Here is a 14,799-nt window from a genome sequence, read left to right as displayed (position 1 = left end):
TCCCCACCGGAAGCAACTGGGAAGCTCGCTATGATAATGCCATCAGGGAGGCAAAAACTTGAATTTCGTGGTGCGCCGCACAGGCCCGCTTGCAGTCAACGGAAACACAAGAGTGACGTGAAATTAGAAAGTCTTTCTAAGAATGGCATCAGTAGCCTTCTCCTGTTAGCAACGCTGTCGCAATGCAACGCTTTGCTAACGAATCCAGGCAAATCTTTGCCTCCAGAGGCTACCAGTTCCGTAAGTCATGCGGGGGCTGGCACTGCCCCTGATCCCAGGCACCCCAACGCCTCTTTGACTCTGGGCATCAACCTCTCCGGAATCGCTAGCTACAGTACAGAACTCCCTTTCGTCGATGTTTTTAAGACCTCACACACCTGGTTTTCTAATGCGGAGGGTGCGGGTTGGGCGCAAGGTGGCCCCTTAGCTCTGACCCCCAACGGTTGGGTAGCATCATTGCGATCAGGACAGTACGCCACAACGGGACTATTAGATAACGGTCGGCACTATCCCGCCGGAAACTACACGCTGCTTTACGATGGCGAAGGGAAATTAGATGTCACGGCAAACAGCGGCAAGGGACTCACGATCGTCAGCCAATCGCCCGGTCGTATGGTAGTTCAGGTCACACTGGAAGCGGATGGCGTGCAGCTCAACCTGCGATCGACCAATCCAGCCAACCCACTCCGCAACATCCGGTTCATCATGCCGGGACACGAGAAAACCTATCAGACTCAGCCGTTTAACCCGCAATTCCTCAAGGCGCTGGCTCCGTTCAAAATCATCCGCTTTATGGATTGGGCCGGAACCAACGGGTCTCAGCTTGCCAACTGGAGCGATCGCACGACCCCATCCTTTGAAACCCAAGCAGCAATGCATGGAGTCTCGCTGGAGTACATGATTCAGCTTGCCAATACCCTGCACGCCGATCCCTGGTTTACCATTCCCATTCGCGCCAATGATGACTTTGTACGTCAGTTTGCCACCCTGGTACGCGACAAACTCGACCCGTCGCTGACCGTTCACATTGAATACTCGAACGAAGTCTGGAATTTTGGCTTTGAACAGGCAACCTATGCCAAAGACCAGGGCGTGAAGCTAGGCTTAGACAAGGATCAATATCTGGCCGGGGCCAAGTATTACTCGCAGCGATCGGTCGAGATTTTCAAGATCTTTGAGACGGTGTTTGGTGGAACGAGTCGGCTCGATCGAGTCCTTGCAGCACAAGCAGTCAACACCTGGTCTGGTGATCAAATCCTGGCCTGGAAAGATGCGTCTAAACAGGCCGATTCCTACGCGATCGCCCCCTACTTCGACGGACGAGACACATTGTTGAATGCTGATAAGGCGGCTCAAATTGCACAAATGTCGCAAGATCAGGTACTCGACATTCTGCAAGCCGACATTCGCGGTCCCATTAAAGACCATATCGTAGCATCAGCGAATCTAGCCCGTAAGTATGGGCTAACGCTCAGAGCTTATGAAGGCGGACAGCAACTCACAAGCTTTCAGTTTGGCAGCAATGAGCCTCAAATCACCAAGCTGTATTCAGAGGTCAACCGCAACCCTCGCATGGGCAACCTGTACACCGAATATCTCAACAACTGGAAAGCAGCAGGCGGTAGTTCGTTTAATCATTTCAGCGATATTGGCACACCCAGTAAATACGGCATGTGGGGCGCGCTGGAATACTTAGGACAAGATTTGAAAACTGCTCCTAAATACCAGGCATTGCTGCGGTACATCCAGGACAACCCCACTGCTAAGTACGAAGTGCAAAATCGGGATTAGCGTTCAGCGTTCAGCGTTCAGCTTTAAATTCCAGACTGACCGCTAAAGCAGTTGTTGGTTGTATAGCCCGTTGGGCATTCAAGAAAAGTAGTTGGTTGTTAGAAGAACCGCTAATAGCTGACCGCTGATAGCTGACTGCTGCCCACCAACCTGTTGTGGCAAAAAGTTTGCACAATAGAATAAGTTGCACCGATCGCAGTGCCTGCTGAGAAATTGTGCTGGTCAGTGCCTTACAGCCGATCGTGATGTCACAATTGGTTGGTAGCACAACCGATATCCAGTGTTGAGTTAAATTCCAGATGAACAGCCCCTTCCTCGATCGCCTGCACCACCCGGATCGCCCCGTCATTGTGTTTGATGGCGCGATGGGCACCTCACTGCAAACGCAAAACCTCACCGCAGAGGACTTTGGTGGCGCAGAGTACGAAGGCTGCAACGAATATCTGGTGTTTACCAAGCCCGAAGCCGTGGCGAAAGTGCATCGCGAGTTTCTGGCAGCGGGTGCCGATGTCATTGAAACGGATACCTTTGGTGCCACGTCGATCGTCCTGGCAGAATACGATCTCGCGGATCAGGCGTATGCCCTCAATAAAGCCGCTGCCGAGTTAGCCAAACAGGTCGCTGCTGAATTTTTCAATCCAGAGAAACCCCGCTTTGTGGCTGGCTCGCTCGGCCCTACAACCAAACTTCCCACACTGGGACACATTGACTACGACACCATGAAAGCCACGTTTGCGGAACAGGCAGAAGGCTTGTATGACGGTGGTGTGGATCTGTTTCTGGTCGAAACCGCACAGGATGTGTTGCAGATTAAGGCCGCGCTAAGTGGGATTGAGGAAGTTTTTGCAAAGAAGGGCGATCGCAGACCGCTGATGGTCTCTGTGACGATGGAACTACAGGGCACCATGCTCGTTGGCTCCGATGTCACGGCAATGCTGAGCATCCTGGAACCCTTTCCCATTGATATTCTGGGGCTGAACTGCGCGACTGGCCCCGATCGCATGGCAGACCACATCCGCTACCTCTCTGCCAATTCGCCCTTCGTCATCTCCTGCATCCCCAACGCAGGCATTCCCGAAAACATTGGCGGTCACGCCCACTACAAGCTGACCCCAATGGAACTCCGCATGTCGCTCATGCACTTCGTCGAAGATCTCGGTGTGCAGGTCATCGGTGGCTGCTGCGGCACCCGTCCCGATCACATTCAGCAGCTAGCGGAACTTGCACCCACATTAACGCCGAAGGAACGATCTGTGAGGGGAGACACGGGGACACGGGGACACGGAGACACGGAGACAACCATCTCCCCATCTCTCCATCTCCCCATCCCCCCATCCCCCCGTCCTCTCCTCAGCTATACCCCCTCTGCTGCCTCCATCTACAGCGCCCAGCCCTACGACCAGGACAACTCCTTCCTCATCATCGGGGAACGACTGAATGCTAGCGGTTCCAAGAAGTGTCGTGACTTGTTGAATGCAGAAGATTGGGATGGGTTAGTGTCGCTTGCAAAGGAGCAGGTGCGAGAAGGCGCACACATTCTGGATGTGAACGTGGATTACGTTGGTCGTGATGGCGTGCGGGATATGCACGAACTCGTGTCACGCCTCGTCACGAACGTCACGCTACCGCTGATGCTCGACTCCACCGAATGGGAAAAGATGGAAGCGGGGTTGAAGGTGGCGGGTGGTAAGTGCTTGCTGAACTCCACCAACTATGAAGATGGCGAAGTACGCTTTCTCAAAGTGCTGGAGTTAGCGAAACAGTACGGTGCAGGGGTTGTCGTCGGCACGATCAACGAAGATGGGATGGCACGTACCGCTGAGAAAAAGTTTGCGATCGCCCAACGCGCCTATCGTCAAGCTCTGGAATTTGGCATTCCCGCCCACGAAATCTTCTTCGATCCGCTGGCACTACCCATTTCCACGGGGATTGAAGAAGACCGAGCCAATGGACGCGCCACAATCGAAGCGATGCGCCAAATGCGCGCCCAGCTTCCCGGTTGCCACATGCTGCTGGGTGTGTCCAACATTTCCTTCGGCTTGAGTCCCGCTGCGCGGATTGTGCTGAACTCCATGTTTCTGCACGAAGCGACTGAGGCAGGGATGGATGCGGCGATCGTCAGCGCCAGCAAAATCCTCCCTTTAGCCAAAATTGATCCCGCCCATCAAATTGTTTGCCTTGACCTGATTTACGATCGGCGACGCTTTGATGGCGATGTGTGCATTTACGATCCGCTTACCGAACTGACTACCCTGTTTGAAGGAGTATCGGCAAAAGACGCGCGAGCCTCTCGCACCGCCACTGCAGATTTACCGCTCGAAGAACAGCTCAAGCAACACATCATCGACGGTGAACGCATTGGAATGGAGGATTTGCTCAAGCAAGCAATGGAAACTTACCCACCGCTCCACATCATCAACACCTTCTTACTGGATGGCATGAAAGTGGTGGGTGAACTGTTCGGCTCTGGTCAGATGCAGTTACCCTTCGTGCTGCAATCTGCCGAAACCATGAAAGCCGCCGTTGCCTTCCTGGAACCCTTCATGGAAAAAGAAGACTCCGGGCAGGCGAAAGGCACCTTCGTCATTGCCACTGTCAAAGGTGACGTACACGACATTGGGAAGAATCTAGTCGATATCATCCTGTCCAACAATGGCTACCGCGTCATTAATCTGGGCATCAAGCAGCCCGTCGATGCCATCATCGAAGCCTACGAGCAGCACAAGCCTGACTGCATTGCCATGAGCGGTTTGCTGGTGAAATCGACGGCGTTTATGAAAGAAAATCTGCACGTCTTCAACGATCGTGGCATCACAGTCCCCGTCATCCTCGGTGGTGCAGCCCTCACGCCCAAATTTGTCCACGAAGATTGCCAGAACGCTTACCACGGTCGGGTTGTTTACGGCAAAGATGCCTTCTCCGACCTGCACTTCATGGATAAGCTGATGCCCGCCAAAGCAGCGGGAGAGTGGGATAACGTGAAGGGATTTTTAGGAGAAGAGGCAGACGGCAGAGGGCAGAGGGCAGAAGGAGCAGAGGGAGCAGAGGAAGCAGGGGAGGCAATTCAAAACTCAGAACTCGACATTACTCCTTCGGAGTCGCTACGCGACCAAAACTCTCCTTCCACCCCACCCCACACTTCCACCGTCGAAGACACCCACCGTTCCGACGCGATCGCTGCCGGTACTCCCCGTCCGACACCACCCTTCTGGGGTACCAAAATCCTCCAACTTGCGGATATTCCCTGGGACGAGCTTTTCTGGTATCTCGACCTACAAGCACTGATTGCCGGACAGTGGCAGTTCCGCAAACCGCGCGACCAGTCCCGCGAAGAGTACGACCAGTTCTTACAAGAAACGGTCTATCCTATTCTGGAGCAGTGGAAACATCGCATCGTCACCGAAAATCTCCTGCACCCTCAAGCCATCTACGGCTACTTCCCCGCCCAGGCAGACGGCAATAGCGTTCACCTCTACACACCCCACGCCCCACACCCCACACCCCACGCCCCCCTCGCCACCTTCACCTTCCCCCGCCAAAAATCCCTTCGCCGCTACTGCATCGCCGACTACTATCTGCCGAAAGACCTAGTAACTCAAAACTCAAAACTCGAAACTCAAAACGCTTTCGATGTCTTCCCCATGCAGGCAGTCACAATGGGCGAAGTAGCAACGGAGTACGCCAAAAAGCTCTTTGATGGCAACAACTACACCGACTACCTCTACTTCCACGGCATCGCAGTACAGATGGCAGAAGCGCTGGCAGAGTGGGTACATGCCCGTATTCGTCGTGAGTTGGGCTTTGGCGACGAAGAGCCAGGCAACATTCGAGACGTACTGGCGCAGCGCTACCGGGGTTCACGCTATAGCTTTGGCTACCCCGCCTGCCCCAACATGCAAGACCAGTACACGCTGCTGGATTTGCTAGATGCTAAACGCATCAACCTGCACATGGATGAAAGCGAGCAGTTGCATCCAGAACAATCAACCACCGCGATCGTGGCCTATCATCCTGCTGCTGCCTACTTTAGTGCGTGATGGAGAGGCAAGTTGGAGTTCATCGGCGAACATTTGTCTATCATGGCAATCGTTGAGAGTTACCACCGCTGCCAAAAGCGACAAAGCTATAGCAACTCGTCGGATGGACGACCTTGCCAGTTTCCAGTAGGTTGGAGAGACTGAATTGCTGTATTCGTGACCTCATGCAAAAGACTCGTGCCTTCGCTCTCCTTGCTTCCGTGCCCGAAATAGACTTAACGTCTGGGCTAGAAGCCATTGCTGCTCAACTGGATGCCGACGATTTGCCACCAGACCACTCACCTAAAGTTGCCTTTGGCAGCATGGCGTTTGAAGTATTTGCAGAAGTTGAGAAACTGCGCGCTGGAAAAGCGATCGAAGTTTTCATCTACGCCGCCAATGCCAAAGGAGAGCAACCGTTAAATCCCCAAGTGACCTGGCATGCACTCTACGTTGGTTCTGTGGGGTCTCGCCGTGGGCGCTACCCTGGTAAAGCTATCTTCCGTCCCAAATCGACCGCCACCGATCGCCCAAACTGGGCCATCTTCTGGGAGGTGCAGGAGCTAGGGCGGCTCAAAACGCCCATCCAGATCGGGTCGCTACGTGGAAGGAACAAGAAGACAAATTTACAGCCACGCTTTATGCCAGAAGAACCGATATTGGTGGAATATCTGTAGAGTCTGGCGATCGTAGCCCGCTCAGTTGAGTCTCCTCGGTTGAAGCCCTGCGCCACTCATTACACAGCTGAACTTCTGGGTGGCACAGATGTTTTACAGCCGTTTTCATTCGCCCGATCCCCTACACCCCGTGCCCGTCTTGAATAGCTTGTGGCGTACCAGATTGAAAACCGCTGTCAGTGTTGTCTAAGCCAGCATTGTCACCGCTCCCGTATCTAGATCGTAGCGTCCACCCACAATTTTCAACTTGCCGGACTGTACCCGCTCTGTGAGCAGGGACGATCGCTGTAGCTGTTCGATTTGATAGCGCACATTTGACACCACCGCATTATCCACCGCATCACCGGGTTGGCCCTTCACCCGCTTGACAGCAGGCAAAATTGGCGTGACAAACGTGCTGATTTCACCGGGAAGTGGTTCGTTTTTGACAGCGGCCGTCACCGCGCCACAGCGTTCGTGTCCCAGCACCAGCAGCAGCGGTGTACCCACCAGCGCTACAGCATACTCAATGCTACCGATCGCCTCTGGGGTCGCAATATTCCCCGCAATCCGCACATCAAAAATGTCGCCAATGCCCTGATCAAACACGATCTCAGCTGGAACGCGTGAATCTGCACAACTCAAAATAGTGGCAAAGGGATGCTGGGCTTGAGCTACTTCCTGTAACCGTTTCGCAGATTGATCGGGATACTGAGGCTTATGCTGCACAAACCGCTGATTGCCTGCCACGAGTTTTTTCAAAGCCGCATCAGGGCTGAGCGGAGGCGCGATCGCTGATACCTCAGCAGCATGAACTGACTTCACGTGCCAGAGCAGATTGCTGGCTAAACCCAAAGCGCCGATCGACCCTAGCTTGAGCAGGTCACGACGACCGACAAAACCGTCTCTGTGATTCATAGCGATGCCACACATTTAATTGAGCGAATTTCCATTACGTCTGAAATGTAACAGGTACCACCAAATTTATTGAGTAGAGGACGAACATTTTCAGCCACTGTTTTGACGTGCTCAGGCATACAAAACGCAAGAATATAGACATTGTCAAGCATCGTTATATCTATACCTTCGCCGCTTTCGAGCAACCCTTTACCAGCCACATTCCGCATGACAGCATGACCGTAGACACCCGACTTATCTAAACTCTCTAAAATTTTGCCAAGCTCAAAGGAGTTAGCAATGATTTCAATTTTTTTGACAAGATGCATGCGCTTACCTCCATAACAGGTTGATTCCATACAGGTACAGCGGAATTCCCACAATAATGTTGAATGGGAACGTCACTGCGAGAGCGGTCGAAACGTACAGGCTAGGATTTGCCTCAGGTACCGTCATCCGCATCGCTGCTGGAACCGCAATGTAGGAAGCACTAGCACACAAAACAGAAAACAAGAGGGCATTCCCTTGAGGCATGTTGATGAGTCGGGCGATGAGCAACCCAATGCCTGCGTTGAATATAGGAATCAGTATGGCAAATGCGATGAGGAAAATGCCGGTTTTTTGTAAGTCTTTAATTCTTCTGGCGGCAACCAATCCCATGTCGAGCAAAAAGAAGGTCAAAACGCCGTAGAACAAGCCCTGCGTGAAGGGCTCTAGCACTTTCCAGCCGCGCTCTCCTGTTAGCACCCCAATGAAGAGGCTACCCACGAGCAAAAAGACGGAACTGTTGAGAAAGGCCTCTTGCAGTACCTCACCCCAGGAAAATTCGCGGTTTTCGTCCTTTGTAAAAAGGCTCACCAGGATCAAGCCCACAATGATTGCAGGAGACTCCATCAAGGCGAGCGCTGCCACCATGTACCCGTCATAGCCAATGCCTAATTCCGTCAGAAAGGCACTGGCTGTAATGAAGGTAACCGCACTAATGGAACCATAGGTCGCCGCGATCGCCGCCGCATCATAGGTATCCAGCCTGAGTTTCAGGATAAAAAAGGTATACAGCGGGACAAAACATGCCATTAGCATGGCAGCGAGGAGCGTTAGCACGACTTCTTGCGTCACGCCACTTTTGATCAACTCAACCCCTCCCTTAAAGCCGATCGCAAAAAGCAGATACAGCGAGAAAAGCTTCGGTACGGGTGCCGGAATTTCCAGATCGGATTTGACCAGAATCGCCGTTATCCCTAAAAAGAAGAAGAGAATCGGCGGGTTCAGAATATTGGAGACGATTAAGCTAGCATCCATAACCGTTCCTCCTGACACTGCTGTAGCCGGACGTTCAGAAAACGTTGCATTGTAAAAAAATGATGTGAGCTTGAATCATGATTATCGTGTCCTGTGACCCCCTGTCAATGAAATGAAGAAGTGTTGCAAACGGCAAACAAACGCGTCATGAGAGCCGCCTAAAAGATGCTAAGTTTGACGGTGGCAAGCGGTTTCACCCCTTTCACTTACCATGCGTCCACTTCAGCGATTTTTTACTCTCCTGGCTCTTTTGTTTCTGCTTGCGATCGCTCCAATGCCCGTTCTAGCGGCCAGTTCAGCCGCCATTCGCGCTTACGATGATGCTGAAGCAACCACCCATAATTACTCTGGTCAAAGCCTGGTCAAAGCAGAATTTGCAGGGGTCAAACTCCAGGGCGCTAATTTTAGCGGTGCTGACCTGCAAGGTGCGGTATTTAACGGCTCTGACTTGACAAGAGCGAATCTGCACGGGGCTAACCTCAACAACGGGATCACATACCTGACGAACTTGACAGAGGCAAACTTGAGCGATGCGATTTTCACGTCTGCCATGATGCTTAAATCGGTGTTTCGGAACGCCAATGTCACAGGTGCAGACTTCAGCTTCGCCGTACTCGATCGCACCCAGGTACTGCAGCTTTGCAAAACGGCCAGCGGCATCAACCCCACCACTGGAGTAGACACCCGCGAATCTTTGGGCTGCCCATCGTAATATCTCAATCCTGCCTTCAGCAGTCAGCATAGAAGTTTTAGTTTTAAGTTAGAGAGCGGTCAGCCGTCAGCGATCATCGGTCAGCGTAGAAGTTTTGAGTTTTGAGTGGAAGAACGCTCAGCGGTCAGTGGTTAGCCATCAGCCGACTCCCGACTCCCGACTTCCCACTCCTTCTCTTCTGCCCTCTGCCATCATGAGCTAATCTAAGGCTGTAACAGTTGATTAAACTCTAGGAGTTAGCCTTGGAACGGACATTTTTGGCAATTAAGCCCGACGGCGTACAGCGGAAATTGGTCGGCGAAATCATCCGTCGTTTTGAAACAAAAGGGTTCACTCTTGTTGGCTTAAAGCTAATGAACGTCAGCCGTGAACTGGCAGAAACCCACTATGGCGTGCATCGTGAGCGCCCCTTCTTTGCAGGACTAGTAGACTTCATTACCTCTGGCCCTGTGGTCGCGATGGTGTGGGAAGGTGAGGGTGTAATTGCCTCTGCCCGTAAAATCATTGGTGCCACCAATCCGCTTAATTCAGAACCTGGAACCATCCGTGGCGACTTTGGGGTAAATGTGGGTCGCAATCTGATTCACGGCTCTGATGCACCCGAAACAGCGCAGCAAGAGATTAGTCTTTGGTTCAAGGATGAAGAACTCGTCAATTGGCAACCTACTTTGATGTCGTGGATTCACGAGTAGTTGCGAACAGCGATGAGTTCTGAGTTTTGAAGTAGCGCAACCTCTTGATCTACCGCCGCCGAGGCAACAGGGCCTACTCTTTGCGTTCTCTGCGCCTCAGCGGTTGTTTTCAGCGTGCTTTTCTAGCGTTCAGCTTTCTCTTTTTCAGGTTCTTTAGTTTCAGTCACGACACTGGGTAGAGAAGGCTCAGCGATCTCTGTATCATTGCGCTTAGAGAAGCCCCATAAGAAGATCAGGGCGATCGCGCTAATCATGACCCACTCTGGTGGCACCAGCGCGTCGTTGAACACCCGCACCAGTAATCGCAATCCCACCAACGCCACCGTAAGATAGCCCGCATCTTCCAGGTACTCAAATTCCTTGAGCCAGCGGATGAATAGCCCTGCCATAAAGCGTAGGGTAATAATCCCGATCGTGGCACCCGTGAGAATCAGCCACGTATCCTGCGAAACCGCGATCGCCGTTGTGACGCTATCAAGCGAAAAAGCTAAATCGGTAATGCCAATCATGGGGATCGCTTGCCAAAGCGACGAAAATCGAGGGCCGTGATGGTGGCTTTCATCGCTTTCATCGGGCTTCGACGTGAAGTATTGCAAGACTAACCACAATAAATACAGCGCTCCTGCCAGTTCAAATTGCCAAAACTGGATCACCCAGGTTGCCGTCAAAATGAGGGTAATCCGCAAAATATAGGCAAGTACCAACCCAATGTTAAGCGCCCGTCGCTGTAAGGCACTGTCTTGCAAACCTTGTGCTAAAGCAGCAAGGGCGATCGCATTATCCGCCGATAGCACAGCCTCCAATGCAATTAGAACAGGCAGCACCAGTAGCGTTTCGGGGCCAAAATTAGGCGAGTCAAGCAATTGGTCTAACATTCAGTGATTCTTAAAATTCAAATATAACGAACTGAAGGCAATAGCTTGCAGCAGTCTCTACTCCTTCAAGTGGATGTTGAACACGGGATGGAGTAACGCCGATTCAAGGTTGGGCCAACGTATGACCTAAGCTCAGCATTACTGCCATCCAGAGACCTCTTGTTTAGCCATAGCGTACCTCCACACAGATGCGCACCATCAGCAAGCAACACAGATTGATCCCCGCTTTTCAAAGCCTACTTAATCTATTATTCAGCCTAACGCTTATACGTAACCATTCGCTAACGAATGTGATGTGTTAGCGGCATCGTGGAAGAGCAAAGAAGCCCCAACCTGCTGGTTAGAGGCTTGCTCCTCCATTTCCCCACTCCTAGCCTGCCCAAAATGAGCACTCCCTCAACGACCAGAGCAGGAGTTACTCGCGTCTGGGTTCTGTTGCATCTTGTAACAAGATGTTCCCGGAACGCACACTTTAGAGGACATTGGGGAACTATAAACCCCAAAAGAAGGAGTTTTTGACAATGCTATCGGAGACTCAGATCTTTATCGCTTTGGTGGTCGCACTGGTTCCTGGCGTTCTCGCCTTCCGGCTAGCCACCGAGCTTTACAAATAGATCGCTTTTGTTGCGCACCCTGTGCCGTGACAAAATAGTGTCGTAGCAAAATAGGTAGTCTGTTTTGTGGATTGGCTCTATAATCTTTCGGTGCTTCCTTGGGATTAGTGGGATGACGTGTCATCCAGGGCACAATCGTCTAGATAGGCTACCTATTTTTAGTTTTTGGCTTAAAGATTGTTTTTAAGTTAGAGAATTAGCCTTAGTAGCGTTGCCAATTCGCGTATTGTTGCTTTTAATGGATCAAGCTTTTTAAGATCGTTGGTTCTTAAGTCGCTTTAAGCACAGCTATCTTTACGACTACGGTTAACCTGTAGCGTGATGCCAGGGATTGCCTTCTATTTTGCCTGCCTAGACCGGACTGAACGCCATGCACGCACTGAAACCGTCCTACCTTCCACCACAGCCGCCTAAACGCGTCCGGACGGTTTCCCGCTCCAAAATCAAGCAACAGCGACGTCCCTACCGTGCTGTTGTGATTGAATCAACGGTGAAGCTATCGGTGAACGTTACCTTATCGATGGTTGCCATCAGTGCACTAACGCAACTTTTACCCTATCGAGCATCCCAAGCAACGAAGCTTCAGGAGCTTCAAGTAACCGTGCGGTCAACGGGCGAGCGCGTCCAGCGCGTCCAGGAGCGCTTCAATCAATACTTTGATCCAGCTCAGACAGATGCAAATATGCAGGCTCAGAGCAATCGCATCGGCACGCAACAACGACGCATCGTTTGGAGTCAACCTGCAAGACCTGCAACGGATCATTAGCCCTTAAGCGAGGAACGTTGAAGTTCTTATCGATCGATCTGGGAAGCCTTGTACGTCCGACTGCCGACACAATAGCGCCTTTAGGCGTCAAGTTTAAAGTCTGTACTGAGTTCAGGGTTGAGAAGATCACTCAACCAGCGCTTTACTTGAACGTGTAGGCGTTTAGAAACACGTAACTGTGTGGTATTGCTTGCAGATAGTGCCAGAAGCGCACGACGGTAGTCTGCCACAGCATAGTTCCAGTCGCCTGCCAAATGAGATGTGCGACCACGCTGAGCGTAGATGTGTCCTGCGACCGAAGTGGTTGGTTCCGCAGCTCTAGCACCACTCAACATCTGATCAAATTGAAGGGCGAGATCAAACGTTTCGATCGCATGTTCGTACATGTCTAACTCACGAAACGTAATCCCCTGATTAATCCGTGCATGGGTATTGGCAGGGTTGAGATCCAGCGCCGTCTCGTAATCAAAGAGCGCTTCCATCGGTCGTCCCATAGAGGCATAGCAGTTTGCGCGGTTGTTATAAATTTTCGCTAGCGTTGGGTTCAGTTGCAGCGCACTATTGTAGTCAGCCAGCGCATAGCTAAATTGACCGTTTTGAAAATACAGCAAGCCGCGATTGTTGTAAGCGGTAACGTTTTGCGGATTACGCTCGATCAATAAGCTGAAAAGGTCGATCGCCGCTGCGTAGTTGCCTTGCTTAATTTCGTACAGCGCTTTTTGGCGTAACAGGGCATCTTGCTCAGCAAGGCTAAGGGATGCAGTGCGGGTACTCGATCGATCAGGCGCAGTCTGTTTACCGCTGGGTTGGTGTCTGTGTCCAGGCTGAGAGGCAACAGCGTGAGAGGGAGTGGGCGAGCAAGGGAAGGACGCAGCACTGCTCTGCGAACCCTTATCCTGCTGGCCTTTGAATGTGCGAGGATTCATAACCTTTTTACCTTTGGTATGCGATCAGATTAGAGATGTTCCTTTTAGAGTTGCTCTATCTGTGTGTCACTTGCTTATGTGTCTAAAGTGAGACCTTGTACTGTATGACGTGAAAAAACTCTGAAGTGAGCGATTGTTGTTTGGTTTAAGAAGCGTCCGGTTTAGGGGAAAAAATGTCCATTGATTCCTTTGAAACCAGTGCCTTACGTTACTTAACAACAGTTGGCTAGTGTATATCCGGACAACTCGTCTGTTGAAGCCTGGAGGAACTACAGCGTGGGTTGCCTCCATTTCTGAAGTAGGGTGCCAGATCCTCCGCGTGGTTACCTACCTAAAGAGAATGGGTCACTCAGCGGGAGGAGATGTGAGAAGCGTTCCATGAAGTTGGTAGAATGCAACACAGTGCCTGCTTTCTCTGGCGCTAGATCTGAACCTTGGACTTTCCTATGACCACCGCAGCGTTTCACTTGAATGCACCTGATTTGGCAGCCGAAGACTACATCGTTTTGGGTTTGGCAACGTGTTTTGCTAAAGACGAAGGCGAAGTGCATGAGGTTGCGGTTGTGGAACCGATTCCCTCAGCGGCGTTAGAAGCGATCGTGAAAGGCATTCCAACGTCTTATCAAACCGCGATCGCCACCACACTGGGCGCTGTGTTTACGGGTGACACGCCTCAACTACCAACAGAGTTTCCAACGAGCGCACAATTCTGCGATGAATTTGTGGATCGGGCGATCGCGGCTGCCCGTACCTACAAAGTGCGTCCGGTGGCACAGGGGCATATTCCCCTCGGCTCCAGCCGGAGCGATTTTGCCTATTCGGTTGAGCGCAAGCGCGTCCTCAATTCGCAACGCCTTGTCCGCACTGAAGACAATGTGAAGCAGCACGAATATACACATAAGGTGCTTTAGTCGTTGTTGGTTTGCTAGGTGTGGAGGTATTAGACGGGCTACAAGACAGTTGAGTTGATAGCAAAGGATCTTATGCTCAAGCTTTATGGTGGTAAGTTTAGTCGAGCCTCGATCGTGCAGTGGTGTCTAGAAGAATTGCAGGTGCCCTACGAGTTTGTGTTGCTGGATATGCAGGCGGGCGAACATTTGGAATCTGATTACACCGCCATTAATCCGATTGGCAAAGTGCCCGCGATCATAGATGACGACTTCAAACTTTGGGAGTCAGGTGCCATCCTGCTTTATTTGGCTGAGCGGTATGGTCATGCTGACACGGTCAAGCTACGGGCTGAGATCGCTCAGTGGGTGTTGTATGCTAATGCGACCTTGGGGCCAGAGCTGTTGAACGAAGCTACGCGCGATCGTGAAATGTCTCGTCTACTTAAACCGATCGACCAGATTTTGACGCTGAAGCCTTACCTGCTGGGTGATCAGTTCAGCACGGCTGATGTGGCGATCGGCTCAACCCTTGGCTTTTTTCAAATACGGTACAAAATGGACTTTACGGCCTATCCGGCTGTAGTGGACTACATTAAACGGTTAGGCAGCAGATCGGCCTTTCAGAAGACGATGGGTAGCAGAGGCGTTTAGCCCAAGCATCG

General features: G+C 51.7%; 15 protein-coding genes. 9 read left to right on the top strand and 6 right to left on the bottom strand.

All coding sequences use genetic code 11. The features are described from left to right. The first annotated feature begins 117 nt into the window (after positions 1 to 117). A complete protein-coding gene (locus tag AC5JLP_RS02230) occupies positions 118 to 1,791 on the top strand; it encodes a hypothetical protein (RefSeq protein WP_496066266.1) in 1,674 nt (557 codons plus the stop codon). 10 nt (positions 1,792 to 1,801) lie between these two features. Here AC5JLP_RS02230 and AC5JLP_RS02225 read toward each other — a convergent pair whose 3' ends face one another. Beyond that, positions 1,802 to 2,059, bottom strand: coding sequence for a hypothetical protein (locus tag AC5JLP_RS02225; RefSeq protein ID WP_496066265.1), 258 nt, complete (start codon positions 2,057 to 2,059; stop codon positions 1,802 to 1,804). A gap of 31 nt (positions 2,060 to 2,090) precedes the next feature. Between AC5JLP_RS02225 and metH the strand changes: the two genes are divergently transcribed. Both metH and AC5JLP_RS02215 read left to right on the top strand, forming a co-directional pair. Next, on the top strand, positions 2,091 to 5,828 hold the full coding sequence (gene metH, locus AC5JLP_RS02220) for a methionine synthase (RefSeq protein ID WP_496066264.1): 3,738 nt from the start codon (positions 2,091 to 2,093) through the stop codon (positions 5,826 to 5,828). 164 nt (positions 5,829 to 5,992) lie between these two features. Continuing rightward, complete coding sequence (locus AC5JLP_RS02215) at positions 5,993 to 6,484, top strand: hypothetical protein (RefSeq protein ID WP_496066263.1); 492 nt, start codon at positions 5,993 to 5,995, stop codon at positions 6,482 to 6,484. 186 nt (positions 6,485 to 6,670) lie between these two features. On the opposite strand, the gene AC5JLP_RS02210 is transcribed toward AC5JLP_RS02215, so the two are convergent. From AC5JLP_RS02210 to AC5JLP_RS02200, 3 genes are read right to left on the bottom strand one after another with little or no spacing between them, the layout of a single operon-like run. Beyond that, positions 6,671 to 7,381 (bottom strand): carbonic anhydrase, encoded by a 711-nt coding sequence (locus tag AC5JLP_RS02210; RefSeq protein ID WP_496066262.1) that lies wholly within the window; start codon positions 7,379 to 7,381, stop codon positions 6,671 to 6,673. Next, the gene (locus AC5JLP_RS02205) at positions 7,378 to 7,689 is read right to left on the bottom strand and encodes a P-II family nitrogen regulator (RefSeq protein WP_496066261.1); all 312 of its coding nucleotides are present in this window, start codon (positions 7,687 to 7,689) and stop codon (positions 7,378 to 7,380) included. The genes AC5JLP_RS02210 and AC5JLP_RS02205 overlap by 4 nt, the downstream gene beginning before the upstream one ends. Positions 7,690 to 7,693: 4 nt before the next feature. Continuing rightward, positions 7,694 to 8,662 (bottom strand): sodium-dependent bicarbonate transport family permease, encoded by a 969-nt coding sequence (locus AC5JLP_RS02200; protein WP_496066260.1) that lies wholly within the window; start codon positions 8,660 to 8,662, stop codon positions 7,694 to 7,696. A 211-nt stretch (positions 8,663 to 8,873) separates the two neighbouring features. On the opposite strand from AC5JLP_RS02200, the gene AC5JLP_RS02195 reads away from it, so the two are divergent. Together AC5JLP_RS02195 and ndk are read left to right on the top strand one after the other, a co-directional pair. After that, positions 8,874 to 9,374 carry a pentapeptide repeat-containing protein gene (locus AC5JLP_RS02195; RefSeq protein ID WP_496066259.1) on the top strand — a complete coding sequence of 167 codons (501 nt, stop codon included), beginning with the start codon at positions 8,874 to 8,876 and terminating at the stop codon, positions 9,372 to 9,374. 242 nt (positions 9,375 to 9,616) lie between these two features. Beyond that, entirely contained in the window at positions 9,617 to 10,066 is a 450-nt protein-coding gene (ndk, locus tag AC5JLP_RS02190; RefSeq protein ID WP_496066258.1) for a nucleoside-diphosphate kinase, read from the top strand. Positions 10,067 to 10,188: 122 nt separating this feature from the next. Here ndk and AC5JLP_RS02185 read toward each other — a convergent pair whose 3' ends face one another. Further along, positions 10,189 to 10,941, bottom strand: coding sequence for a TerC family protein (locus AC5JLP_RS02185; protein WP_496066257.1), 753 nt, complete (start codon positions 10,939 to 10,941; stop codon positions 10,189 to 10,191). Between the two features lie 521 nt (positions 10,942 to 11,462). Here AC5JLP_RS02185 and psaM point away from each other — a divergent pair. After that, positions 11,463 to 11,555 (top strand): photosystem I reaction center subunit XII, encoded by a 93-nt coding sequence (psaM, locus tag AC5JLP_RS02180; RefSeq protein ID WP_496066256.1) that lies wholly within the window; start codon positions 11,463 to 11,465, stop codon positions 11,553 to 11,555. 370 nt (positions 11,556 to 11,925) lie between these two features. Beyond that, a complete protein-coding gene (locus tag AC5JLP_RS02175) occupies positions 11,926 to 12,321 on the top strand; it encodes a slr1601 family putative cell division protein (protein ID WP_496066255.1) in 396 nt (131 codons plus the stop codon). A gap of 80 nt (positions 12,322 to 12,401) precedes the next feature. Here the strand turns inward: AC5JLP_RS02175 and AC5JLP_RS02170 are convergent, their stop codons facing one another. Next, a complete protein-coding gene (locus AC5JLP_RS02170) occupies positions 12,402 to 13,247 on the bottom strand; it encodes a tetratricopeptide repeat protein (protein WP_496066254.1) in 846 nt (281 codons plus the stop codon). Positions 13,248 to 13,693: 446 nt separating this feature from the next. Between AC5JLP_RS02170 and AC5JLP_RS02165 the strand changes: the two genes are divergently transcribed. Together AC5JLP_RS02165 and AC5JLP_RS02160 are read left to right on the top strand one after the other, a co-directional pair. Continuing rightward, entirely contained in the window at positions 13,694 to 14,158 is a 465-nt protein-coding gene (locus tag AC5JLP_RS02165; RefSeq protein ID WP_496066253.1) for a hypothetical protein, read from the top strand. A gap of 72 nt (positions 14,159 to 14,230) precedes the next feature. Continuing rightward, complete coding sequence (locus AC5JLP_RS02160) at positions 14,231 to 14,788, top strand: glutathione S-transferase family protein (RefSeq protein WP_496066252.1); 558 nt, start codon at positions 14,231 to 14,233, stop codon at positions 14,786 to 14,788. Positions 14,789 to 14,799: the final 11 nt, after the last annotated feature.

The sequence above is a fragment of the Stenomitos rutilans genome, from assembly GCF_059505485.1.
This window is presented reverse-complemented; position numbering and strand designations above follow the sequence as displayed.